30 protein-coding genes are annotated in these 22,286 nt (G+C 57.3%); 5 read left to right on the forward strand and 25 right to left on the reverse strand.

Going from position 1 to position 22,286, the window contains the following annotated elements; genetic code table 11:
- Positions 1 to 47: 47 nt before the first annotated feature.
- From VDP61_RS00500 to VDP61_RS00620, 25 genes are all read right to left on the reverse strand, one after another.
- Complete coding sequence (locus VDP61_RS00500; protein WP_323004989.1) at positions 48 to 1,370, reverse strand: replication-associated recombination protein A; 1,323 nt, start codon at positions 1,368 to 1,370, stop codon at positions 48 to 50.
- A 41-nt stretch (positions 1,371 to 1,411) separates the two neighbouring features.
- Positions 1,412 to 2,791: a trypsin-like peptidase domain-containing protein gene (locus VDP61_RS00505; protein WP_415234646.1), complete on the reverse strand. Its 1,380-nt coding sequence runs from the start codon at positions 2,789 to 2,791 to the stop codon at positions 1,412 to 1,414.
- A gap of 77 nt (positions 2,792 to 2,868) precedes the next feature.
- Positions 2,869 to 3,456 carry an acyl-homoserine-lactone synthase gene (locus VDP61_RS00510; RefSeq protein WP_323004990.1) on the reverse strand — a complete coding sequence of 196 codons (588 nt, stop codon included), beginning with the start codon at positions 3,454 to 3,456 and terminating at the stop codon, positions 2,869 to 2,871.
- Between the two features lie 51 nt (positions 3,457 to 3,507).
- Positions 3,508 to 4,119 carry a helix-turn-helix transcriptional regulator gene (locus VDP61_RS00515; RefSeq protein ID WP_323004991.1) on the reverse strand — a complete coding sequence of 204 codons (612 nt, stop codon included), beginning with the start codon at positions 4,117 to 4,119 and terminating at the stop codon, positions 3,508 to 3,510.
- Between the two features lie 181 nt (positions 4,120 to 4,300).
- Complete coding sequence (gene rplQ / locus VDP61_RS00520) at positions 4,301 to 4,720, reverse strand: 50S ribosomal protein L17 (RefSeq protein WP_323004992.1); 420 nt, start codon at positions 4,718 to 4,720, stop codon at positions 4,301 to 4,303.
- Positions 4,721 to 4,874: 154 nt separating this feature from the next.
- Positions 4,875 to 5,891, reverse strand: a complete 1,017-nt coding sequence (locus VDP61_RS00525) for a DNA-directed RNA polymerase subunit alpha (protein WP_323004993.1) — start codon at positions 5,889 to 5,891, stop codon at positions 4,875 to 4,877.
- A gap of 121 nt (positions 5,892 to 6,012) precedes the next feature.
- The gene (gene rpsK, locus VDP61_RS00530) at positions 6,013 to 6,402 is read right to left on the reverse strand and encodes a 30S ribosomal protein S11 (protein WP_050524378.1); all 390 of its coding nucleotides are present in this window, start codon (positions 6,400 to 6,402) and stop codon (positions 6,013 to 6,015) included.
- A gap of 14 nt (positions 6,403 to 6,416) precedes the next feature.
- Positions 6,417 to 6,785, reverse strand: a complete 369-nt coding sequence (rpsM, locus tag VDP61_RS00535) for a 30S ribosomal protein S13 (protein WP_323004994.1) — start codon at positions 6,783 to 6,785, stop codon at positions 6,417 to 6,419.
- A gap of 181 nt (positions 6,786 to 6,966) precedes the next feature.
- Positions 6,967 to 7,620, reverse strand: coding sequence for an adenylate kinase (locus VDP61_RS00540; RefSeq protein WP_323004995.1), 654 nt, complete (start codon positions 7,618 to 7,620; stop codon positions 6,967 to 6,969).
- 11 nt (positions 7,621 to 7,631) lie between these two features.
- Positions 7,632 to 8,987, reverse strand: coding sequence for a preprotein translocase subunit SecY (gene secY / locus VDP61_RS00545; protein ID WP_323004996.1), 1,356 nt, complete (start codon positions 8,985 to 8,987; stop codon positions 7,632 to 7,634).
- Positions 8,988 to 9,098: 111 nt separating this feature from the next.
- A complete protein-coding gene (rplO, locus tag VDP61_RS00550; protein WP_323004997.1) occupies positions 9,099 to 9,578 on the reverse strand; it encodes a 50S ribosomal protein L15 in 480 nt (159 codons plus the stop codon).
- A 474-nt stretch (positions 9,579 to 10,052) separates the two neighbouring features.
- Positions 10,053 to 10,250 (reverse strand): 50S ribosomal protein L30, encoded by a 198-nt coding sequence (gene rpmD, locus VDP61_RS00555; RefSeq protein ID WP_323004998.1) that lies wholly within the window; start codon positions 10,248 to 10,250, stop codon positions 10,053 to 10,055.
- A 2-nt stretch (positions 10,251 to 10,252) separates the two neighbouring features.
- Positions 10,253 to 10,819 carry a 30S ribosomal protein S5 gene (gene rpsE / locus VDP61_RS00560; protein WP_323004999.1) on the reverse strand — a complete coding sequence of 189 codons (567 nt, stop codon included), beginning with the start codon at positions 10,817 to 10,819 and terminating at the stop codon, positions 10,253 to 10,255.
- A 102-nt stretch (positions 10,820 to 10,921) separates the two neighbouring features.
- On the reverse strand, positions 10,922 to 11,281 hold the full coding sequence (gene rplR / locus VDP61_RS00565) for a 50S ribosomal protein L18 (RefSeq protein WP_323005000.1): 360 nt from the start codon (positions 11,279 to 11,281) through the stop codon (positions 10,922 to 10,924).
- An 11-nt stretch (positions 11,282 to 11,292) separates the two neighbouring features.
- Positions 11,293 to 11,826, reverse strand: a complete 534-nt coding sequence (rplF, locus tag VDP61_RS00570) for a 50S ribosomal protein L6 (RefSeq protein ID WP_323005001.1) — start codon at positions 11,824 to 11,826, stop codon at positions 11,293 to 11,295.
- 10 nt (positions 11,827 to 11,836) lie between these two features.
- Positions 11,837 to 12,235 carry a 30S ribosomal protein S8 gene (gene rpsH, locus VDP61_RS00575; RefSeq protein ID WP_323005002.1) on the reverse strand — a complete coding sequence of 133 codons (399 nt, stop codon included), beginning with the start codon at positions 12,233 to 12,235 and terminating at the stop codon, positions 11,837 to 11,839.
- A 12-nt stretch (positions 12,236 to 12,247) separates the two neighbouring features.
- The gene (gene rpsN, locus VDP61_RS00580; protein WP_323005003.1) at positions 12,248 to 12,553 is read right to left on the reverse strand and encodes a 30S ribosomal protein S14; all 306 of its coding nucleotides are present in this window, start codon (positions 12,551 to 12,553) and stop codon (positions 12,248 to 12,250) included.
- 17 nt (positions 12,554 to 12,570) lie between these two features.
- Complete coding sequence (gene rplE / locus VDP61_RS00585) at positions 12,571 to 13,131, reverse strand: 50S ribosomal protein L5 (RefSeq protein ID WP_323005004.1); 561 nt, start codon at positions 13,129 to 13,131, stop codon at positions 12,571 to 12,573.
- Complete coding sequence (gene rplX, locus VDP61_RS00590) at positions 13,131 to 13,436, reverse strand: 50S ribosomal protein L24 (protein WP_323005005.1); 306 nt, start codon at positions 13,434 to 13,436, stop codon at positions 13,131 to 13,133. The genes rplE and rplX overlap by 1 nt, the downstream gene beginning before the upstream one ends.
- Positions 13,436 to 13,804: a 50S ribosomal protein L14 gene (gene rplN / locus VDP61_RS00595; protein WP_035714274.1), complete on the reverse strand. Its 369-nt coding sequence runs from the start codon at positions 13,802 to 13,804 to the stop codon at positions 13,436 to 13,438. The genes rplX and rplN overlap by 1 nt, the downstream gene beginning before the upstream one ends.
- A 67-nt stretch (positions 13,805 to 13,871) precedes the next feature.
- Positions 13,872 to 14,105 (reverse strand): 30S ribosomal protein S17, encoded by a 234-nt coding sequence (gene rpsQ, locus VDP61_RS00600; protein WP_323005006.1) that lies wholly within the window; start codon positions 14,103 to 14,105, stop codon positions 13,872 to 13,874.
- 12 nt (positions 14,106 to 14,117) lie between these two features.
- The gene (rpmC, locus tag VDP61_RS00605; protein WP_323005007.1) at positions 14,118 to 14,369 is read right to left on the reverse strand and encodes a 50S ribosomal protein L29; all 252 of its coding nucleotides are present in this window, start codon (positions 14,367 to 14,369) and stop codon (positions 14,118 to 14,120) included.
- A gap of 265 nt (positions 14,370 to 14,634) precedes the next feature.
- Positions 14,635 to 15,732 (reverse strand): Xaa-Pro peptidase family protein, encoded by a 1,098-nt coding sequence (locus VDP61_RS00610; protein WP_323005008.1) that lies wholly within the window; start codon positions 15,730 to 15,732, stop codon positions 14,635 to 14,637.
- Between the two features lie 64 nt (positions 15,733 to 15,796).
- Positions 15,797 to 17,383 (reverse strand): ABC transporter substrate-binding protein, encoded by a 1,587-nt coding sequence (locus tag VDP61_RS00615; RefSeq protein ID WP_323005009.1) that lies wholly within the window; start codon positions 17,381 to 17,383, stop codon positions 15,797 to 15,799.
- A 1-nt stretch (position 17,384) separates the two neighbouring features.
- Positions 17,385 to 18,077 carry an XRE family transcriptional regulator gene (locus tag VDP61_RS00620; RefSeq protein WP_323005010.1) on the reverse strand — a complete coding sequence of 231 codons (693 nt, stop codon included), beginning with the start codon at positions 18,075 to 18,077 and terminating at the stop codon, positions 17,385 to 17,387.
- A gap of 165 nt (positions 18,078 to 18,242) precedes the next feature.
- Here VDP61_RS00620 and VDP61_RS00625 point away from each other — a divergent pair, with 165 nt between their 5' ends.
- Genes VDP61_RS00625 through VDP61_RS00645 form a run of 5 tightly spaced genes read left to right on the forward strand, consistent with a single transcriptional unit; the run spans position 18,243 to position 22,243 of the window.
- Positions 18,243 to 19,247, forward strand: coding sequence for an ABC transporter permease (locus VDP61_RS00625; protein WP_323005458.1), 1,005 nt, complete (start codon positions 18,243 to 18,245; stop codon positions 19,245 to 19,247).
- A 14-nt stretch (positions 19,248 to 19,261) separates the two neighbouring features.
- Positions 19,262 to 20,161 carry an ABC transporter permease gene (locus VDP61_RS00630; RefSeq protein WP_323005459.1) on the forward strand — a complete coding sequence of 300 codons (900 nt, stop codon included), beginning with the start codon at positions 19,262 to 19,264 and terminating at the stop codon, positions 20,159 to 20,161.
- Positions 20,158 to 20,991: an ABC transporter ATP-binding protein gene (locus VDP61_RS00635; RefSeq protein WP_323005011.1), complete on the forward strand. Its 834-nt coding sequence runs from the start codon at positions 20,158 to 20,160 to the stop codon at positions 20,989 to 20,991. The genes VDP61_RS00630 and VDP61_RS00635 overlap by 4 nt, the downstream gene beginning before the upstream one ends.
- Positions 20,988 to 21,746 carry an ABC transporter ATP-binding protein gene (locus tag VDP61_RS00640; protein WP_323005012.1) on the forward strand — a complete coding sequence of 253 codons (759 nt, stop codon included), beginning with the start codon at positions 20,988 to 20,990 and terminating at the stop codon, positions 21,744 to 21,746. Before VDP61_RS00635 ends, VDP61_RS00640 begins: the two co-directional genes overlap by 4 nt.
- A complete protein-coding gene (locus tag VDP61_RS00645; RefSeq protein WP_323005013.1) occupies positions 21,743 to 22,243 on the forward strand; it encodes a GAF domain-containing protein in 501 nt (166 codons plus the stop codon). Before VDP61_RS00640 ends, VDP61_RS00645 begins: the two co-directional genes overlap by 4 nt.
- Positions 22,244 to 22,286: the final 43 nt, after the last annotated feature.

Consider the following 22,286-nt stretch of genomic DNA (forward strand, 5'->3'; position numbering starts at 1 on the left):
TTGTCAACCAGACAAGGCCAAACGCGCCCTGCCGCATCCGAAACGCTTCAGCCGTCCCGCCGCTTGGCGCGCAGCTTGGCAAAATAGTCGATCCGCTTTTTCAGTTCCCGCTCAAACCCGCGTTCGGGTGGCATGTACCAAACCGGGCGCTTCATCGCATCGGGAAAGTAGTTTTGCCCCGAAAACCCATCCTCGGCATCGTGGTCATAGGCATAGCCCGCGCCATAGCCGATGTCTTTCATCATCTTCGTCGGCGCATTCAGAATATGCTTTGGTGGTGGTTCCGACCCGGTTTGTCTGGCCGCCGCACGCGCGGCCTTATAGGCCACATAAACCCCGTTGGATTTCGGCGCCAGCGCAAGATAAACCACCGCCTGCGCCAGTGCCAACTCTCCCTCGGGGCTGCCCAAACGCTCATAGGTTTGCCAGCCCTGCAAGCAAATCTCTTGCGCTTGTGGGTCGGCCAAACCAATATCTTCCACCGCCATACGGGTGATGCGGCGGGCCAGAAACCGCGGATCTTCGCCCCCCTCCAACATCCGCGCGAACCAATAAAGCGCTGCATCCGGGTCCGAGCCGCGCACCGATTTGTGCAGGGCCGAAATCAGATTGTAATGCTCCTCACCCGATTTGTCATATTTCGCCGCCCGTCGCATCAACCGCTGGGAAAGCTGATCGCGGGTCAAATGCCCGTCCAGCTTCCACGCCGTCACCTGCTCAATCAGGTTCAACAGCGCCCGGCCATCACCATCGGCCATCTCCAGCATCGCTTCGCGCGCCTCGCCTTTCAGCGGCAGCGCGCGGTTCAGCTCTTTTTCGGCCCGTTGCGCCAGAAGTTCCAATTCGGTCAGCGACAGCCGCTCCAGCACAATCACCTGTGAGCGTGACAGAAGCGCCGCGTTCAGCTCAAAGCTGGGGTTTTCAGTGGTGGCCCCCACCAAAAGGATGGTGCCATCCTCCATATAAGGCAAAAATCCGTCTTGCTGTGCCTTGTTGAAGCGATGAATCTCATCAACAAACAACAGCGTCCCGCGCCCGTTTTGTCGCCGCATCTTGGCCGTCTCAAACATTTTGCGCAGTTCCGGCACGCCGGTAAAAATCGCCGATATCTGCACAAAGGCCAGATCAGTCTCATCCGCCAACAGGCGCGCGATTGTGGTCTTGCCCACCCCCGGCGGCCCCCACAGAACCAAGGACGACAAGGAACCGGCCCCCAGCATCGCCCCCAACGGGCCATCCGGGGCCAAAACCTTGGCCTGGCCGATCACCTGCGACAGCTTGCGCGGGCGCAAACGATCTGCCAGCGGGCGCGGCCCTTCGGCTTTGCCCTCAGCTTTGTCGCGCGGTGTCTGGTCAAAAAGATCGCTCATGCGGCCAGTTTACGCTGTCCTGCACGGCATAGAAAGCACCATCACAACCGAAACCGAAGCCGCAACACTTGCCCGCCCCGCAACAGATCAACCGACCAGCCCCGCCCGCCCGCCGCAGCACTGGCGCGTATATCCTCAACGGTCTTGACCTGCCTGCCGTTGACTCCAAGGATGATGTCGCCCACCGCCATGCCCGACCGCGCAAGCGGCCCTTCAACCGCAGTAATCACCACCCCTTGCGCAGACAGCGGCAAGTCCAGCGCAACGATCAAAGCCGGGTCAATCTGTGCGACAGACAGACCGGCCAAGCCACCCGTAGTGATATCCATATCCATCCGGCTATCTGACTGCGGTGCCGCACTCAGAACCACCTGCGCAGTATTTTCTGCGCCCCCCCGGACATAGACCACCGCAACCCGTTTGCCGATACCCGCCACCGCAAGCCGAAACATCACCTCTTGCGGGCTGTTCACATCCGCACCGTCCAGCCGAATAATAACGTCCCCCGGAACCAGCCCCGCCTGGCCAAAGGGGCTATCGGGGTGCAATTCATCCAGCACAATCCCGACCGGGCGATCAATGCCCAGGGCCTCGGCCATCTGGGCATCCACCGCCTGGCCGGAAACACCCGCCCAAGGTCGGATAAAACGGTCATTCCCCATCGCGGCCTGCACCATCACTTGCGCCACCAGATCCGCCGGGATCGCAAAGCCTACGCCATTCGATCCACCGGATTTCGTGATGATAGCCGAGTTGATGCCGATCAGACGCCCCGCCATATCAACCAGCGCGCCGCCCGAATTTCCGGGGTTCACCGGCGCATCTGTTTGAATAAAATAGCCACGTCCAAGCGACGCCGAGGACCGCGCAAGACCCGAGATGATACCGCTTGAAACGGTTTGACCCACGCCAAAAGGGTTGCCGATCGCCAGCACCAACTCACCCACTTCGACATCATCACTGTCGCGCAACGCCAAAAACGGCAGGTCGGCCGCGCCCTCCAGTTTCAGCAGCGCAAGGTCGCTTTCTTCATCCGCCAAAATCACCTTGGCCGTGAACTCTCGTCGATCTGTCAGAACGACGCGAATATCCGTTGCCTCACCGACAACGTGAAAATTCGACATGACCAAACCGTCAGCCCCCAGAATCACGCCAGAGCCAAGCGAGTTCTGGACCCGCGCGGTTGGCTTGCCGAAATCCTGGAAAAACTGACTGAAAAACGGGTCACCAGCAAACGGGCTTTCTCGGCCCTCGACAATGCGCTTGGCATAAATGTTGACCACAGCCGGTGCCGCCTGTCGAACCAAGGGGGCAAAAGACAGCCCGATCTCATCCCGTGACGCCGGAACCGTTTGCGCATTCGTCGTCATTGGCAAAAGGCACACAGCCAGCGCCACGATCAAGTGGTTTATAATCCTCATAAGGTCTCCTTGACGCAGTGCCCGCCGTCGATATGCGGTATCGGCGGCGGTGCTGCAACAGATTAACGGCTTGCCGCTTAGTGCATCTTTGTCGACATGTTGATATTTACACACACACTTTTCATGCCACCAATATCCATCACTGGACCAGCGGCCACACAATCCAGCCCAACACGCCGGGCCAACCGCGGAGAGTTCTCGGGGATGAGGCCGAGCACCGAAGTTGCGCCCAATCGCCGCGCCGAGATGACCATTTCATGGATCAATTGCATCTGCACACGCAGCCGCAGACTCGCCGGAACGACTTCGCTTACAAACACCCGGCTGCTTTCCCACACATGGTCTTCGACTGGCGCCTTTTCAAACAGCAGGTTTGGCGGGATCGTCTCCAGCAATCCTTCTTGTGCGTCGCGAATCATATAGGAATAAATCCCGCAACGATGGGTTGTCGGCGTCAACCGGACCCCAGCCAAGACCTCGCCCGCCTGATGCACCGCGACCCAGCGGCTGGCAGGTGTATCATATTGGTCGAACTCCATTCCATTGGCTTCAGGAAGATCCCATTTGTTTTGAACGATAAACGTACGATGACGTGCCCGAAACATGTTTGCAAACAGTTCGCCATGATTGTGCAGGTTCTCGTAAGAGAGTGTAGTAACTTCCATTTCAGTGCTCCTTCTGGGGTTTGGAACCGGTCAGAGGGGAGCCTTACACTCCTAAAGCAGTCGATATTCTCGCGCTTTGCGTAGCGCTTCGGATGTGGTTCGCGCCTCAAGTCTTAGCCGCGCCGATGTGAGGCGCGCCTTGAAGGCACTTTCCGAGATCCCTAGTTTAGCTGCGGCAGCAGTGTGGCGGTCCCCATTGGCGATGCATTGCAACGCCTCTATTTGTGCTTTTGTCAGTTCAGAAGGTGGCTTGGCCTCGATATGCAGACGCGCCGTAATATCCGACAGGATTTCCAGCTCTGCATCCAACAGCTCCCTGTCTGCGCGGCTGACGCCGACGATGGAACGAGATGTAACCGGGCCGTATGAAGACACCGCACCATAGAGCAGACCATGGGCGGCAGCTTTTTTCAAAACACCAAAAGGATCGGGCAATGGAATCTCGCTCCAGCGCGTCGTACCGGCTGTGCCAATTCCCCAAAAAACCAAAGGGTCGCGTAAATAATAAGAGTTCATGTTGTAATATTCCACCCAATCGGATGGGTAGGTGCTGCTATAGACCAAAGGCGAGGCGAAGCGGATATGCAGCCCAACTGTATACCCCCCCGGCGCAAGCTGAGTAAGTTCACTGTACAAGTCTGCAAGCCTTTTTTCTAACGACATCAACCTTAACAGAGCCTTTCTAGATTCTGCTCAACCCTAAATACATATAGAGCTGTGTGCCAGCACCTTCATTAAGATTGCGTTTACAACGGTCAACAAAAAGGGGAAAGCCTTGGCAAGGGTGAAACAAAAAAGGCCCGCCAGTCATGGCGAGCCTTGTATTCCTCATGGGTAGCAGGCCTTAATCTTCGGCAAGATCCGCAGCAGCCACCCGCGCCTTATCGGCAGCACCCTTGGCATTGGGGTCACGATCTACAAACTCGATAATCGCCATTGGCGCCATATCACCGTAGCGGAAACCAGCTTTCAACACGCGCACATAGCCACCCTGACGCTCTTTGTAGCGCGGGCCGAGAATTTCGAACAGACGCGCAACATATTGATCTTGCTTCAACTGGGCAGCAGCCTGACGGCGGGCATGCAGATCGCCGCGCTTTGCCAGTGTGATCAGCTTTTCAATGATCGGACGCAATTCCTTTGCCTTGGGCAAAGTGGTCTTGATCTGCTCATGTTCGATAAGCGAGCCGCACATGTTGGCGAACAGCGCCTTGCGGTGTTCATGTGTACGGTTCAGACGGCGGTAACCACGGGCGTGACGCATTTTATATCTCCTAAAGTCGCGTTTTGCTTTGTCCGGCAGCCCTCGGATGGGCCGCTCACCTTGGGGCGTTTTGCCCATAGTTTCCCCGGAACATCCGGGCATTTGGAGTGATGCGCTGAATCCCCTGCAAGGTTTCCTTCAGCGCACCTTATTCTTAAAACTGGTCTTCGAACCGCTTTGCCAGATCCTCGATGTTTTCTGGCGGCCAGTCCTCGACATCCATGCCCAGATGCAACTGCATACCAGACAGCACTTCCTTGATTTCATTCAGGGACTTGCGGCCAAAGTTCGGCGTGCGCAGCATCTCGGCTTCGGTCTTTTGAATCAAATCGCCGATATAAACGATATTGTCATTCTTCAGACAGTTCGCAGAGCGAACCGAAAGCTCCAGCTCATCCACTTTCTTCAGCAGCAGCGGGTTGAATTCCAGCCCGTCATCCACATCCGACCGTGTCGCCGATTCCGGCTCGTCGAAGTTCACAAAGATTGACAGCTGATCTTGCAAAATACGCGCGGCATAGGCCACAGCATCTTCCGGCGTCAGGCTGCCATCGGTTTCGATCTTCATCGTCAGTTTGTCATAGTCCAACACCTGACCTTCACGGGTCGGCTGCACTTCGTAAGACACTTTTTTCACCGGCGAATAAATTGCATCAATCGGAATCAGCCCGATTGGCGCATCTTCGGGGCGGTTTTTGTCTGCAGAGACATAGCCTTTGCCGGTGTTTACGGTCAGTTCCATAAACACGTCAGCCCCATCGTCGAGGTGACAGATCACATGGTCCTTGTTCAGAACCTCAATCCCCGACGATTCCGAAATATCGCCAGCCGTCACAACGCCTGGACCTTTGGCTGAAATCGACAGGCGCTTTGGCCCTTCGACTTCCATCCGCAGGCTGACGCCCTTAAGGTTCAAGACGATGTCCGTTACGTCTTCACGCACACCCGCAACCGACGAGAATTCGTGCAAGACGTTGTCGATCTGTACCGAGGTGATGGCCCCGCCTTGCAGCGACGACATCAAGACGCGGCGCAGCGCGTTGCCCAGCGTCAGGCCAAAGCCACGCTCCAGCGGTTCTGCGATCACAGTTGCCGTGCGCGACGCGTCCGGGCCGGGATTAACCACCAGCTGCGTCGGTTTGATCAGTTCGGCCCAATTTTTGTGGATCATGCGAATAGCCTCCATACCTGTCTTCTGCCCATGTCCCTAAGCAGTCGACGCCCGAGGATGTAGAAATGCCCAAAACCGGGCCGCGCGCATGCAGCGCCCGGCCCGGCAGGATAGATAAATCTTAAACCCGGCGGCGCTTTGGCGGGCGGCAGCCGTTATGTGCCATCGGCGTCACATCACGAATCGACGTGATGTTCAGACCGGCTGCGGCCAAGGCGCGCAGCGCGGATTCGCGGCCCGAACCGGGGCCTTGCACTTCGACTTCCAGCGTTTTCACGCCATGCTCTTGCGCCTTGCGTGCTGCATCCTCAGCCGCCATCTGGGCTGCGTAAGGTGTCGACTTGCGCGACCCCTTGAAGCCCATGGTGCCCGAGGAGGACCAGGAAATCGCGTTACCCTGAACGTCAGAGATCAGGATTTTTGTGTTGTTGAACGAGGAATTCACATGCGCAACGCCAGCGGCGATGTTCTTGCGTTCCTTGCGCTTCATACGGGTCTTATCGCGTGCCATTATTCAACGCCCCCTTATTTCTTCTTGCCGGCAATGGCCTTAGCAGGGCCTTTGCGGGTACGAGCGTTGGTGTGTGTCCGCTGACCGCGAACCGGCAAGCCACGACGATGGCGCAGACCACGGTAGCAGCCAAGATCCATCAAACGCTTGATGTTCATGGATGTTTCGCGGCGCAGGTCGCCCTCAACAGTAAAATTCGCGTCGATATGTTCGCGGATCGCAAGCACTTCGGCATCCGAAAGCTCATTCACGCGACGGGTGCGGTCAATGCCGACAGCCTCGCAGATCATCTCTGCGCTGTGGGAACCGATCCCGGTGATATAGGTCAATGCGATGGGGACACGTTTCCCCGTCGGAATGTTTACGCCAGCAATACGAGCCACGCGCGCTTCCTTTCGTTGCGGTTCCGTCATACCAGAACCTTTTTTCACAACCCAAGGGCGGCGTATCCGCCCCTGATGTTTTCGTTTACGATTTATGGATACCCAAAGGCCGAAACGATTCCCCTGCGGGACGCTGTTCAGTAGGGGGTTTTGCCCCGCCCGTCAAGGGCGAGAGGCAGGATTAAGGTGCTGCGCCAAGCGCTTTCGAAATAGCCGCAGCCACGACAGCCACCTCCGCCAGCCCATCCACCGAGGTGAGCGCGCCTTTGGCGTGATAATAGCCGATCAACGGCGAGGTTTTCTTGTAATATTCCAGCAAACGCGTGCGCAACGCATCTTCGGTATCATCGGCGCGCCGCACCATATTTGTCGAATCACACTCGTCACACACATCAGTCACCTTGGTTGGGCGGGCCTGATCATGGTATACCGCCCCACAGCCGCCGCATGTATAGCGCCCGGTGATCCGCGCGACCAAGGCGGCATCATCCACCTTCATCTCTATCACGGCGTCAAGGCTCTGGCCCATTTCGGCCAACAGGGCGCCCAGGGCATCGGCTTGCGCCAGAGTCCGCGGGAATCCATCAAAGATAAACCCGCCACCGGCATGTCCGGTCAACTTTTCCTGGATCAGACCGATCACGATCTCATCCGTCACCAACTCGCCGCGCGCCATCACGGCGGCAACTTTGCGCCCCATCTCGGAGCCCGAGGTTTTCGCCTCACGCAGCATATCGCCGGTGGAAAGTTGCACCATGCCGCGCCCCTCTACCAAGCGCTTTGCTTGGGTGCCTTTGCCAGCCCCGGGCGGGCCCAATAGGATGATATTCGCCATAAAGCCCCTCTTTACCGCCGCGAGGGCGCCGCTTTGCCCCGTTTTTTGCCACGCAGATTGGATTTTTCAATCAGCCCTTCATATTGATGGGCCAGCAAATGCGATTGCACCTGGTTGATCGTATCCATCGTCACCGACACCACAATCAGAACCGAGGTCCCGCCAAAGTAAAAGGGAATCGCCAGTTGGTGCCGCAAAATCTCTGGCAACAAACAAACCAGCGCAAGATAACCAGACCCCAGAACCAACACGCGGTTCACCACATATTCCAGATATTCCTCGGTCTTCTTTCCGGGGCGTATACCCGGAACAAACCCATTCTGACTTTTCAGGTTCTCGGCGACATCATCCACCTTGAAGGCGACGTTATGCGTATAGAAATACGCGAAGAACACGATCATCGCCACAAAGAACAACAGATACAGCGGTTGACCGGGGCCAAAATAGGCCAGAATGGTCGACATGATCGGCCCGGTCTGCGCCCCCGAAAAGGTTGAAATGGTCATTGGCAACAGCAGCAAGCTTGACGCAAAGATTGCCGGAATAACGCCTGCCGGGTTCACCTTGACCGGCAAGTGGCTCGACCCGCCATCATAGACCTTCATGCCAACCTGTCGGCGTGGGTACTGAATATGGATCTTGCGCAAGGCCCGCTCCATGAACACCACAAAGGCAATCACAACCACGACCATGATCAGCACGCCCACAATCACCGCTGGCGACAAAGCCCCCGACCGACCTTGTGAGAAGAACTGCGCCAAAGCCGCCGGAATTTCCGCCACAATGCCAACGAAGATAATCAGCGAAATACCGTTGCCGATGCCGCGTGCGGTGATCTGCTCACCCAGCCACATCAAGAACATCGTGCCGCCGACCAGTGTAATCATGCAGGACGCAATGAAATACAGCCCCGGATTGGACACCAGATCGCCGCTCTGCAAACTGACCGCGATGCCATAGGATTGGACCGTGGCAAGGGCCACCGTGCCGTAGCGCGTGTATTGGTTGATCTTTTTCTGGCCCTGCTGGCCTTCTTTCTTCAACTGCTCCAGCCGCGGCACCATCGCCGTCAATAGCTGAACGATGATCGAGGCCGAGATATAGGGCATGATCCCCAGCGCGAAAATCCCCATCCGTGAAATCGCGCCACCAGTGAACATGTTCAACATGCCACCAATGCCGCCGCTGATTTCCGCCATGAAGTTTTTCAGGGCCGTACCGTCAATGCCCGGCACCGGAATATAGGTGCCGATCCGGTAAACGATCAGCAGACCAATCGTGAAAAAGATGCGTTGGCGCAGGTCGGTCGCCTTACCCAGCGCCCCCCAGCTTAAGTTTGCCGCCATTTGTTCCGCAGCTGATGCCATGGTTAAATTTCTCCACAGGCGCTAAAGGAAGCGCCGCCAAACCGTTTTCCGGTCGGCGGCGCGAGAAAACTAGGACGAGATGTAAGCCGTCTTGAGGCGGCTCACAACCTCTTATTCAGCCGCAGCCGCACCAGATGCCTTGACCGACAGGCTACCGCCGGCCTTTGCCACCGCGTCAATTGCCGATGCCGAAGCGCCGGTAACGATCAGCGTCACTTTGGCTTTCAGTTCACCCTTGGCCAAAACGCGGATACCGTCCAGCTTTTGCTTGGTCACACCGGCCGCGATGATTGCGTCTTCGGTGATGTCTGCCTTGATATCAAGCTTGCCAAGGTCGATGAATTTCTGGATCAGGCCCAGGTTCACAACGGCATAATGCTTTGCATTCGGCTTGGTAAAGCCACGCTTTGGCAGACGACGATAGAGCGGCATTTGCCCGCCTTCATACCCACCAATCGCCACGCCCGAACGCGATTTCTGGCCCTTGATACCACGGCCAGCGGTTTTACCCTTGCCCGAGCCCGGCCCGCGCGCTTTGCGCTTTTGCTTCTTGGCCGCGCCTTCGTTGTCGGAAAGTTCATTAAGCTTCATGTCGCTTCTCCTATTGCCGGATGTGACCCCCAGCGACGGGAGCGGCCAAACACGGCGTTTCTTGTTGATTCTTGTGGCTATAGAGGGGCCACTGGGGGCGTATAGAGGGAACGCCCCGAGCATTCAAGCCCCTACCAGAAAGGGTCTAGTGGCAATGCACTTTACCTGTGGACTTTTGCATATGGCAGCACTTGCCGGGAGGAGAGCTTTTACGACAGCCTCCACCGTGCTCAGGAGCCTCAATGGATATTTGGGGCAGATGCATCACCTCGGCGGCGGCAACGGGCAACGCAAAAAGTGAAGCGAAAAAGAATGTAAGAACGCGACTCATGTTAAACTCTTATTAAGAAAGATTAACAAGTCTTGCTTCTCTTTGACGCCCCCGTCAACGGGAACAACAACAAAAAACGCCCCGCAGTTTCCCACGGGGCGCTCATCTCTTGGGTAAGATGGGCAAAAACCCACCGCCCCTATTCAGCCACGCTCTTCGATGATCTCAACAAGATGCGAAATCTTGTTGACCATGCCGCGCACGGAAGGGGTATCTTCCAATTCGCGGGTGCGGTTCATCTTGTTCAGGCCCAGCCCTTTCAGGGTCGCGGTCTGAATTGCGGGGCGGCGTGCGGCAGAACGGATCTGCTTTACGACGATAGTCTTTTTGGTATCAGCCATGATCACGCCTCCACGGTTTCAGCAGGGGCCTCGGACCGGGTGCCCAGAATCTCGGCAACTTTTTTGCCGCGACGCTGTGCAACCTGACGGGGGCTGGTTTCTTGCTTCAGGCCATCCATCGTGGCGCGGATCATGTTATAGGGGTTCTGCGACCCGATGGATTTCGCCACCACGTCCTGCAGGCCCAACATTTCAAACACGGCACGCATCGGACCACCGGCAATGATGCCCGTACCCGCAACGGCTGTGCGCATGACGACTTTGCCCGCGCCATGGCGGCCTTCCATGTCATGGTGCAGCGTGCGGCTGTCTTTCAACGGCACACGGATCATCTGACGCTTGGCAGCTTCGGTTGCCTTGCGAATGGCCTCCGGCACTTCCTTGGCTTTGCCCTTGCCAAACCCAACGCGGCCTTTTTGGTCACCAACAACCACGAGGGCTGCGAAACCAAAGCGCTTACCGCCTTTTACAGTTTTGGACACGCGATTGATCGCAACCAGACGATCTGCGAATTCCGGGGTTTCGTCGCGGCCACCGCGATTGTCCCGACGGTTATCTTCTCTTGCCATTAGGCATTCCTCGTATCGTGCGCGGGTTTCGCGCCATATGAACCAATCCTGGTGGGCAAAGCCCCCGGATCATCGGGGTGGCGCGAACGCCACCCGCCGGTATCAGAACTTCAGGCCACCTTCACGGGCAGCATCGGCCAAAGCCTTGATCTTGCCGTGAAAGAGGAAGCCGCCACGATCGAAATAGACATTTTCAATCCCGGCCTTTTTAGCCCGCTCGGCAATCGCCGCCCCAACTTTCGCCGCCGCTTCGACGTTGTTCTTGCCCACAAAGCCCAGATCCTTTTCGAGGGTCGAAGCTGCGGCCAAAGTAACGCCATTCACGTCGTCGATCAGCTGGACGCTGATATTCTTGCTGGACCGATGCACAGACAAGCGCGCACGCCCGTTTGCCATCGCCTTGATCTTGTTCCGTACGCGCAAGCGGCGCTTGAGGAACAACTGTCGTTTTGTGTTCGCCATTTTTACGCCCCTTACTTCTTCTTGCCTTCTTTGCGGAATACGAATTCACCCTTGTAGCGGATGCCTTTGCCCTTGTAGGGCTCGGGCTTGCGCCATTCACGGATATTCGCAGCGACCTGACCAACAACCTGCTGGTCAATGCCTTCCACAATGATTTCGGTTTGCTTCGGAGCCGTCACTGTCACGCCGTCGGGAACTTCAAAGTTCACGTCATGGCTATAGCCAAGCGACAGTTTCAGAACATTGCCGGCCATTGAGGCACGGTAACCAACACCCTGAATTTCAAGCTCTTTCTTGAAGCCGGTGGTCACGCCTGTCACCAGATTTTCGATCTGCTTCCGGGTCATACCCCACTGCGAACGCGCACGTTTGGACATGCCGCGCGGGGTTACCGTCACCACATTGTCTTCGATCGTGATCGTAACGTCATCGGTCGCACCAAAGGTACGGGTGCCTTTCGGCCCTTTGACTTCGATGGTCTGGCCGGACAGGGACGCGGAAACGCCCTTGGGCAGCTCTACCGGTTTTTTACCAATACGAGACATCTTGCCCTCCTCAGAACACGGTGCAGAGCACTTCGCCACCAACATTGGCGGAGCGTGCAGCTGCATCGGACATGACGCCCTTGGGCGTGGAGACGATTGAGACACCAAGGCCGTTACGGACCGAGGGGATAGCCTGCGCGCCCAAATAAACCCGGCGGCCCGGCTTGGAGACGCGCTTCAGGTCACGAATGACCGGCGTGCCTTCAAAGTATTTCAGGCTGATTGTGATTTCGCCCTGACCGTCTGGGGTCTCGACTTTCTCATAACCACGGATGTAGCCTTCATTGGCCAACACATCCAAAACCCATGCGCGCAGCTTGGAAGCTGGCGTTTTAACGGTCGATTTGCCACGCATCTGCGCATTGCGGATGCGCGTCAGCATATCGCCGAGAGGATCGTTCATCATCATTATGCGACCTCCTTACCAGCTGGATTTGACCATGCCGGGGATCTGACCGAACGAGGCCAGATCACGCAGCATGATGCGCGAAAGTTTAAGCTTGCGGTAATACGCATGCGGGCGGCCCGTCAGCTGGCACCGATTGTGCAAACGCACAGCCGAACCGTTGCGGGGCAGCGATGCCAGCTTCAGGGTCGCCTTGAAGCGATCTTCCATTGGCAGCTCTTGATTGTTGATAACCTCTTTCAGTGCGGCGCGCTTGGACGCATCACGCGCGACCAGCTTTGCGCGCTTCACTTCGCGGTTAACCATTGATTTCTTAGCCATATCTCTATTCCTCCCGCTTACGCTGTGAAGGGCATGTTGAAATTCTTCAACAATGCCTTCGCTTCCGCGTCGGTTTTCGCGGTGGTGCAGATGATGATGTCCATACCCAGAACTTCGTCCACCTGGTCGAAGTTGATTTCCGGGAACACGATCTGTTCTTTCAGGCCCATGGCATAGTTGCCACGACCGTCAAACGAGGTCGGCTTCACACCGCGAAAGTCGCGCACGCGCGGCAGGGCGATGGTGATAAGACGGTCAAGGAATTCGTACATTTTGTCGCCGCGCAAAGTCACTTTGCAGCCAAGCGGCATTTCTTCACGAACGCGGAAACCAGCAATGGATTTCTTGGCATGGGTGATGACAGCCTTTTGACCAGCGATCAGGGTCAGCTCTTCAGCCGCCTTTTTCACTTTCTTGGTGTCTTTTACAGCTTCACCAACGCCCATGTTGATCACGATCTTGTCCAGACGCGGAATCATCATGTCGTTCTTGTAGCCGAATTCTTCTTTCATGGCAGGACGGATTGTGTCCTTGAAAATGCCCTTCAGACGCGGGGTGTAATTTGCCTGGTCCAGCATCAGATAACATCCCCCGTGGTCTTGGCAAAACGGACCTTCTTGTCATCTTCCATACGGAAGCCAACGCGGGTTGCTTTGCCATTCGCATCAATCAGCGCAAGGTTCGACAATTGGATCGGCATCGGTTTCGAGATGCGACCACCCTGCGAGCCCTGGCTTTGCTTGGTGTGACGGATGGCCATGTTGATACCATCCACGATTGCCTTGCCGGCCTCGGGGTTCACAGACGAAATCTCGCCCTCTTTCCCTTTGTCCTTGCCGGTCAGCACGACGACCTTGTCGCCTGTTTTAAGTTTCGCAGCCATCAGAGCACCTCCGGAGCCAGCGAGATAATCTTCATGAAGTTCTTCGCGCGCAGCTCGCGTACCACTGGCCCGAAAATACGGGTACCAACGGGTTCACCTTGGTTGTTCAAGATGACGGCAGCATTGCGGTCAAAACGGATTGAGGTGCCATCTTCACGACGGACTTCTTTGGCGGTGCGAACGACAACGGCTTTACGCACGTCACCCTTCTTCACACGACCGCGCGGAATGGCTTCTTTCACCGACACTACAATAATGTCGCCGACCGAAGCATACCGGCGGTGCGAGCCGCCCAAAACCTTGATGCACTGCACACGGCGCGCGCCGCTATTGTCAGCAACATCCAGGTTGGTCTGCATCTGGATCATTTGGTTTCTCCCGACCTTTGGGGCTCATCCCCAGGGTTTCGTAAATGGGCTAAAGATGGCTTGGCGCTCACGCGTCCAGAACCACCGTCCAGCGTTTCGTTTTCGATATTGGCGCACACTCTTCAATCCGAACAGAGTCGCCAACCTTGAATTGGTTGTTTGCGTCATGCGCCCGGTACTTCTTGGACTTACGAACAGTCTTTTGCAGCAATGGGTGCTTGAAGCGACGCTCAACCGAAACCGTGATGGTCTGGTTGTTCTGGTCGCCGGTTACGGTGCCTTGCAGGATGCGTTTGGGCATATTTCAGGCTCCTTAATTCGCGATGGCGGCTTCAGCCGCCTTTTGGTTCAACACCGTCATGATACGGGCAACGTCACGACGGACGCTGCGCATACGCGCGGTATTCTCAAGCTGTCCGGTAGCCTGCTGAAAGCGCAGGTTGAAAGCTTCTTTCTTCAACGCAATCAGGCTGTCGCGCAGCTGGTCTGGCGTCTTTGTTTTCAACTCGGAAGCCGCGTTGGTGGTCGCGCCTTTCGAGGTCTTTGCCGTGGCTTTCTTGGCCATGTGCGTCTGTTCCTTTTTTCACATCATCGGAGGGCCCGTGAGGGTTACCCTGATCCCGATGGAGTCAATGATAGACCACCGAATCCGGAGGCCCGGAATCGCTGGATGGGTTCGTATAGAAGGATGGGCAGAAGAGGGCAAGGGGGAAGTTTGGAAGGGAATGGCTGGTTGCGGCCGTGATAGTGTACGTTGAACGCCAAGCCTTCTCTTGTTTCACGACCCCCATAAGATCAGCCCAGGATCGCAATCACGTTCAAGGCATGGCTCACTGTGCAATATCCCGGCTCAACTCTGACAGAATCTCGGCGCGGCCGTTGCGGATGATAACAACTTCTTCCAGGCGAATACCGAATTTGCCCGCAAGATAGATGCCCGGCTCTATCGAGAACACGTTAGATTCGGCCAGAATTTGTTCGCTATTGCCTGTGATAAAAGGGGGTTCATGCACGTCGAGGCCAAGGCCATGTCCGGTGCGGTGCAAGAAATAGTCACCATAGCCCGCCTCAGCGATCACGGATCGCGCGGCATGATCGACCATCTTTGCGGCAACACCGGGCTTTGCAGCGGCGACGGCGGCCTGAACTGCACGCTCCAGCACGGCATGAACCTTGCGAAACTCTGCCGAGGGTTCGCCCATATGCGCCACGCGGGTCATATCGCTGGGATAGCCGTTCAGCCGCCCGCCGATGTCAATCAGCACCGGATCATTGGGGCCAAGCACGCTGTCGCCGGTATGGTGATGCGGAAACGCGCCGTTTGCACCAAAACAGATCAGGGTAAATTCAGGCGTGGCACCTGCCGCCGCATAGGTCTGTTTGACCACATCGGCAATCTCACGCTCGGTTACGCCGGGGCGAAGCGCGGCAATGGCCGCCTTGCAGGCGCGGTCGTTCAGCAGGGCGCTGGCCTTGAGAAGGGCATATTCATCGGCCCCCTTGCGGGCGCGCAACCAGCCCACCGTATCTTCGGTAAAGCGATGATGCGCGCCGGGCAGCGCCCGCAACAAAAGCTGCGAAAAATCGGTACGCATGGTTTCATCCAGCACCAGGGATGGCGTGGGCGTGGTCACGCCGGTCTTGGCCAGAACCTGGGCCAATGCGGCTGCCGGGCCTTCGGCATCGCTCCACGGAATCATTGGCAGGTCGGTGTGTTGGCGCACGGAATCCACATTCAGACCCGGCATCAAAAAGCCCGCCCAGCTTTGCGACACGACGAACAGCACCGGGCGTTCATCGCCATGCGGGTCAATGCCGGTCAACCATGTCATGTGGCGCGACGGGCCGACGGCGACCAGATCGGTGACAGTTTCGCGCATTCTGTCGCGGAGTTTTTCGATGCGGGCGGTATAGACGGCTGAGGACATTGGCAAAGACCTTTGGGAAAATCGGAAATGGGGCCACCCGAAAGAGTGGCCCCGGCGGGACTGATCAGTCCTTGTTCACAAGGCGGTAGAACACAAAGTCGGACGTGGCACCGTTGACATAACCGCTGACGCCTGCGGCCATCCCGACCTGATATGTCGCTTGGAACATGATCACGATGGGCGAGGATTCCTGCACTTTGCGTTGCAGATCAAGGTACATGCCGCTGCGGATTGCGGGATCAGCCTCGGCCAGTGCCGCGACGGTTTCTGCGTTCATCCCCTCTGGCACGGCCCAGGCATTGCGCCAGGCGGTGGTTGCGGCATAGGCATCATCCGCGTTGTTGGCGTTATAGGCGAATGCCTTGGCGTTGGAATGGGGGTCCATGAAATCCGGGCCCCAATACAGCAGCATCGCCTGATGGGTGCGTTCGCGGTACTTGGTGATCACCTGCGCGCCGGTGCCGGGCAAAATCTCAAAGTTGATACCGGCTTCGCCAAAGCTGGCTTGCAGCGATTGCGCCATATCAGTGAAAGGTGCGGAGTTGATGACATCAAGCTCGACCGTGATCGGCAGCGTCACACCGGCATCTTTCAGGATTTGCTCGGCCTTCTTGGGGTCATAGGTAAAGGGGGTTTCATCCAACGAGGCCGGGAATCCCTTGGGCCAGAACGCCTGATGCACTTCCATCTGGCCTTTCAGGAAGGTCGTGGTCATGCCTTCATAATCCACCAGATAGCGGGCAGCCTCCCACAGGGCAGGATTGGTCAGCGCATCTTGCTTTTGGTTGAAAGACAGGAAGTGGACGGCGGCCTGAGGGAAAGTCTCGACCTTGATCGTGCCCGGCAGGGCGGCAATCTGGTCAGATGTCAGGTTGCGCGCCATATCGACATCGCCGGTTTCCAGCAAAAGCTGCTGGGTCGTCGCCTCGGCAACATGCTGGATGATCACCGAATCGACCTTGGGCGCGCCTTTGAAGTAATCAGGGTTTGCCGCCAGCCGGATGATTTCCGCCGGGCGATACGCCTGAAGCGAGAAGGGGCCAGAGCCGGCATCATTGCCGTTCAGCCAGGCATTGCCCCAATCGTCATTCACCACATGCTGGCTGACGGTCATCTCATCCACAATCGACGCAGGGCGCGCGGCCAGCACGTTCAGCACGAAAGCAGAGGAGAAATCGCCCGTGTATTTGACCGTCACGGTGTTGCCATCTGCAACCACCATTTCGCCGATATTGTCAGCGGTCCAGCCCAGTTGCGTCAGGATAAACGCCGGGGTCAGGTTCAGCTTCAAAACGCGGGTCATGGAATAGACCACATCCGCGCCGCGAACCGGATTGCCGGAATGGAATTTCGCACCGTCGCGCAGGGTGAAAGTGATGGTTTTGGCCGCATCATCGGCCACCCATTCAGTTGCCAGACCGGGTGCCAGCACTGTGGTATCTTCGGCATCATATTGCACAAGCCGGTCATAGACGTTGTTGACCAGTTCCCCCGACGTAAACTCATACGCCTGTGCCGGATCAATCGCGACGATATCGTCGATATTCTGGGCAACGACCAGAACCCCCGCCGGGGTTGCGGCAAAGGCGGCGAAGGGCATCATCGGCAAGGCGATGGCCGTCGAAAAAAGCGCGGCGCGCAGCAGCTTCATTTTATGTCTCCTCAGGGCTGTTGATGGATAGGTTCGACTGTAAGGCCAAATTTTGCGCGGCATCCAAAAAGGACGCCGGGGGCGGCTGGAACAGGGCAAGCTTCCCGGTCCAAAGCAACCTGGCCATGTGCTGGGTATGATTGGCCCAAGCGTGGTCTTGGTTGCCGCGGAAATGCAAAGCATCACCACGGCGAAGGATAATTTCGGTTTTGCCGAGCCATTGGGTGATCTCTCCCTCCAGCACAAAGAGGCATTCCTCGCCGTCATGGCTGACCACCTCAGACTGGTAACCCGGCGGCACATGCATGATGTAAGAGGTCAGTTCCCCGCCCGGAAACTCGGTTGAGAGACATTCATAAAGGATCGAGGAACCATCGAGCGAAAACTGCGCCCGCCCCTCTGCCCTGCTGAGCGCGTCTTGTGGCTTGGGGACGGAAACGAAGTAATCCACCCCTACCCCGACAGTCGCCGCAATTTGCGTCAGGGTGGCAAGCGACGGCGTGGCCAGATCACGTTCAATCTGACTTAAATACCCAACCGAAAGCCCCGCATTATCGCAAAGCGCTTTCAGCGTCATGCCAACCTGCTGCCGCCGCGCACGGACCAACGCGCCGATACGCGGCGCAATCCGCGTGCCCTCTCGGCTTGGTGGTGTTTTAGGGGCGGGAACAGGTGACAGCTTTGCCTCCATCATAATTATTTTGATATAAGCAAACTTTTCTGTATATTCCAAGTGAAACCTAAAAGAATCTTTGCGCAACACTTGGCGCAGGGCAAACAGACAGGAACAGGCCCCGTGGCGCAAAGCGAAGAAACGGTGATAGCAGCCCCAAATCCATTCGGGCGGCGCTTTCAAAAAGTGGCGGTAGAACTGGCGTGGTTTGTTGCCACGGTAACGCTGACCTTCCTTGGCTTGATGGCCATTACCTTTTCCATCGGTCGGGTGATTCCGATTGACCCCGTTCTGGCCGTTGTCGGCGATCGGGCCACAGCGGCCGTCTATGAGGCCGCGCGGGTAGAGATGGGGCTGGACCGGCCCGTTCTGGTGCAATTCGGGTCTTATGTTGTTGACGTGCTGCATGGCGATTTCGGCAAATCGGTTTCAACCGGCAAGCTGGTCAGCGATGATTTGATCCGGTATTTCCCTGCAACTTTGGAAATGGCGACGCTTGGCATCTTTATTGGCGTTATCCTTGGCGTACCTTTGGGGGTTGCCGCCGCCGCACGTCAAGGCAGCTTTATTGACCAGATTATCCGCGTGGTCGGCCTGCTGGGCTATTCCATTCCGGCGTTTTGGATGGGTCTGGTGGGGCTTGCGTTTTTCTATGCCAAGCTGCGGCTTGTCGGCGGGCCGGGGCGGCTGGATATCTTTTTCGACGGGCTGGTGCCGCCAGTCACGGGCCTGATGCTGATTGACAGTTTGCTTGCGGGGAAAGTTGACGTGTTTCGCAATGCCATCTCGCATCTTGTGCTTCCCGCCTCCATCCTCGGGTTTTTCTCGCTCGCCTATATTTCCCGCATGACGCGCAGCTTCATGCTGGATCAACTGGGGCAAGAGTTTGTGACCACCGCCCGCGTCAAAGGCGTGCCGGAATGGCAGGTGATCTGGCGCCATGCGTTTTATCCGATCCGCGTGCCGCTGATTACTGTGATTGGCCTGTCCTATGCCGGGTTGCTGGAAGGGTCGGTGATGATCGAGACGGTGTTTTCATGGCCCGGTATCGGTAATTACCTGACAGCCGGCCTGTTCAACGCCGACATGAACGCGGTGCTGGGGGCAACTTTGGTCATTGGCGCGGTGTTCATCATTATCAACAAATTGTCCGATGTGCTTTACCGCATTCTGGACCCGAGGGCGCGCTGATGGCTGACACTTCCATGTTCACCCGCGATTGGCTTTTGGCTGATTCCCCTTCGTCGCGCTTTCAGGCCAATATGGGCCGCAGCTATCGGCTGGCGCTGGGGTTGGTACGCAATCCGCTGACCCTGCTGGGGATTATCATCGTTCTGGCGTTGATCTTGACTGCGATTTTCGCGGATATGATCGCACCCTACTCTGCCATTGGGCAAAACCTGCAAATCCGGCTGAAGCCGCCATCATTGACGCATCTGATGGGCACCGATGCCTTGGGCCGTGATATCTTTTCGCGCGTGGTTTACGGCTCGCGCATCACGCTGACCATTGTGGGGCTGGTGGCGATCATCGCGGCCCCGCTTGGGCTGTTTATCGGGGCGATTTCGGGCTATTTCGGCGGCTGGGTGGACCGGGTGATGATGGGGTTGACCGATATTTTCCTGTCCATGCCAAAGCTGATTCTGGCGCTGGCCTTTGTGGCGGCCCTTGGCCCCGGCATCAACAACGCGATTATCGCCATCGCCATCACCACCTGGCCCGCCTATGCCCGCATCGCCCGGGCCGAGGTGCTGACCTTCCGCAATTCCGAATTCATCGCCGCCGCACGGCTTCAAGGGGCATCGCATCTGCGCGTGATCTTGATTCATGTGCTGCCGCTTTGCACCTCGTCGATGATCGTCCGGGTTACGCTGGATATGGCGGGCATCATTTTGACAGCCGCAGGCCTTGGCTTTTTGGGCCTTGGCGCACAGCCCCCCATGCCGGAATGGGGCGCGATGATCGCCAACGGGCGCGATGCAATTTTGAACCAATGGTGGGTCAGCACGATGCCGGGCTTTGCCATCGTTACGGTCAGCCTTGGCTTTTGCTTTCTGGGCGACGGGCTGCGTGATGTGCTTGACCCAAAGGGAGAACGCCATTGACCCCGCTTTTATCCATTGAAAACCTGCGCGTGACCTTTCCCACCGCCAAGGGGCCCGTCGATGTGGTCAAGGGCATTTCCTTTGACCTTGGCCGCGAACGGCTGGGCATTGTGGGCGAAAGCGGGTCTGGCAAATCCATGACCGGGCGCGCGATTTTGCGGCTGATCCGGCCACCGGGAAAGGTGACCGCCGACCGGATGGATTTCGCCGGCCTGCCGCTGTTGCGCCAAAGTGAACGCGAGATGCGGGCCATTCGCGGCGCGCGCATCTCGATGGTCATGCAAGACCCCAAGTTTTCGCTGAACCCGGTGATGACCGTCGGCGCGCAAATGGCCGAGGCGCTGCGGGTGCATACCAAGCTGAACCGCGCCGAGGTGGCCGCGCGGATACTGACCATGCTGGACGCCGTGCGCATCAATGACCCCGAACGCGTGGTAAAGCTCTATCCGCATGAGGTGTCTGGCGGCATGGGTCAGCGCATCATGATCGCGATGATGCTGATCCCCGAACCGGATTTGCTGATCGCGGATGAGCCGACCTCGGCGCTGGATGTGTCGGTGCAGGCGCAGGTTCTGGATATCATTGATGAGCAGATCCGCAGCAAGGGCATGGGGCTTTTGCTGATCAGCCACGACCTTAATCTTGTATCGCGCTATTGCGACCGGATCATGGTGATGAGCGCGGGTGAGGTGGTGGAAACCTGCGCCGCCCGCGATTTGGCGCAGGCGCGTCACCCCTATACCCAAGGGCTGCTGGCCGCGATGCCACGTCTGGGTGAAACACGCAGCACGCTTCCGGTACTGGATCGCGCAGATTGGGCCGGCACATGATTGCAATTTCTCTGAATGATGTCTCCATTTCCTATGGCGAGACGAAAATTGTCCATAACTTCACACTGGATGTCGCGCAGGGCGAAAGCTTTGCGCTGGTGGGTGAAAGCGGGTCGGGCAAGACCACCGTGTTGCGCGCGATTGCGGGGCTGACGCCAAGCTGGACCGGAGAAATCACGCTTCTGGGCAAAAAGCGCGGGCATAGCATCGACAGCCATTCGGTACGCGATTGCCAGATGGTGTTTCAAGACCCCTACGGATCGCTGCATCCGCGCATGACCGTTGACGCGGTTTTGACCGAGCCGCTGGTCATCCACGGCATCAAGGACCGCCCCGCACGGGTCGAGGCGATGCTGCATGCCGTCGGCCTTGATACCCGCTTTCGCTTCCGCTTTCCGCATCAACTGTCAGGCGGTCAGCGCCAACGCGTGGCCATCGCCCGCGCGCTGATGCTGGATGCAAAGGTGCTGCTGCTGGATGAGCCGACATCGGCACTGGATGTCTCGATTCAGGCAGAAATTCTGAACCTTCTCAAACGGTTGCAAAAGGAACAGGGGCTGACCTACCTGATGGTCACCCATAATATGCCGGTGGTGTCCTTCCTGTGCGACCGGCTTGCCGTGATGCAGCATGGCCGCATTGTCGAGGTGGCAGATGTCACGCAATTGCAGGACGGGGATTTCAAAACCCCCTATGCCCGCGAACTTTATGCCGCCAGCGGCGGCGCCCCTTTTGAAGCAAGGCAAACCCCATGACCCCCCACGCAATTTTCACTGCCGCCATTGCTGAGGCAACCACTGCCGCCGCAGCCTTTACCGCGCTGGACAATTTCGTCTCGGCCTTGGTTCCGGTCAAGCTGCTGACCATCAGCATAACGGATATGGAGGCCGGGCTTGCCCGCCGTGCCTATTCATCAAACACCGACGCCTATCCGGTGTCGGGCACCAAAAAGATCAACCCCGACGCATGGTTTCGCCGCATCCATGACGAACGCAAGCTCTATGTCGAAAATGACGTGGTAACCAATGACCGCGAGCATTTCTTTGACTATGCGCTGATCGAATCCCTGGGATGTGCCGCCGCGATGAACCTGCCCGTGGTCTTGGGCGGAACTGTCGTCGGCACCGTGAATATTCTGGCTGCAAAAGACAGCTACACCCCGGAAATCGCAGCGCTGTTTGCCGAACAGGCCCCGGTGCCCGCGATGCTGGCCTATCAGATCGCGCTGAACGACAAAACGCTGCTTACTTAACCGTAAAACGGCAATCGCCTGACCATAAAGCATTAGCCCGATA

This window comes from Pseudorhodobacter sp. (genome assembly GCF_034675685.1).
GTDB lineage: Bacteria > Pseudomonadota > Alphaproteobacteria > Rhodobacterales > Rhodobacteraceae > Pseudorhodobacter.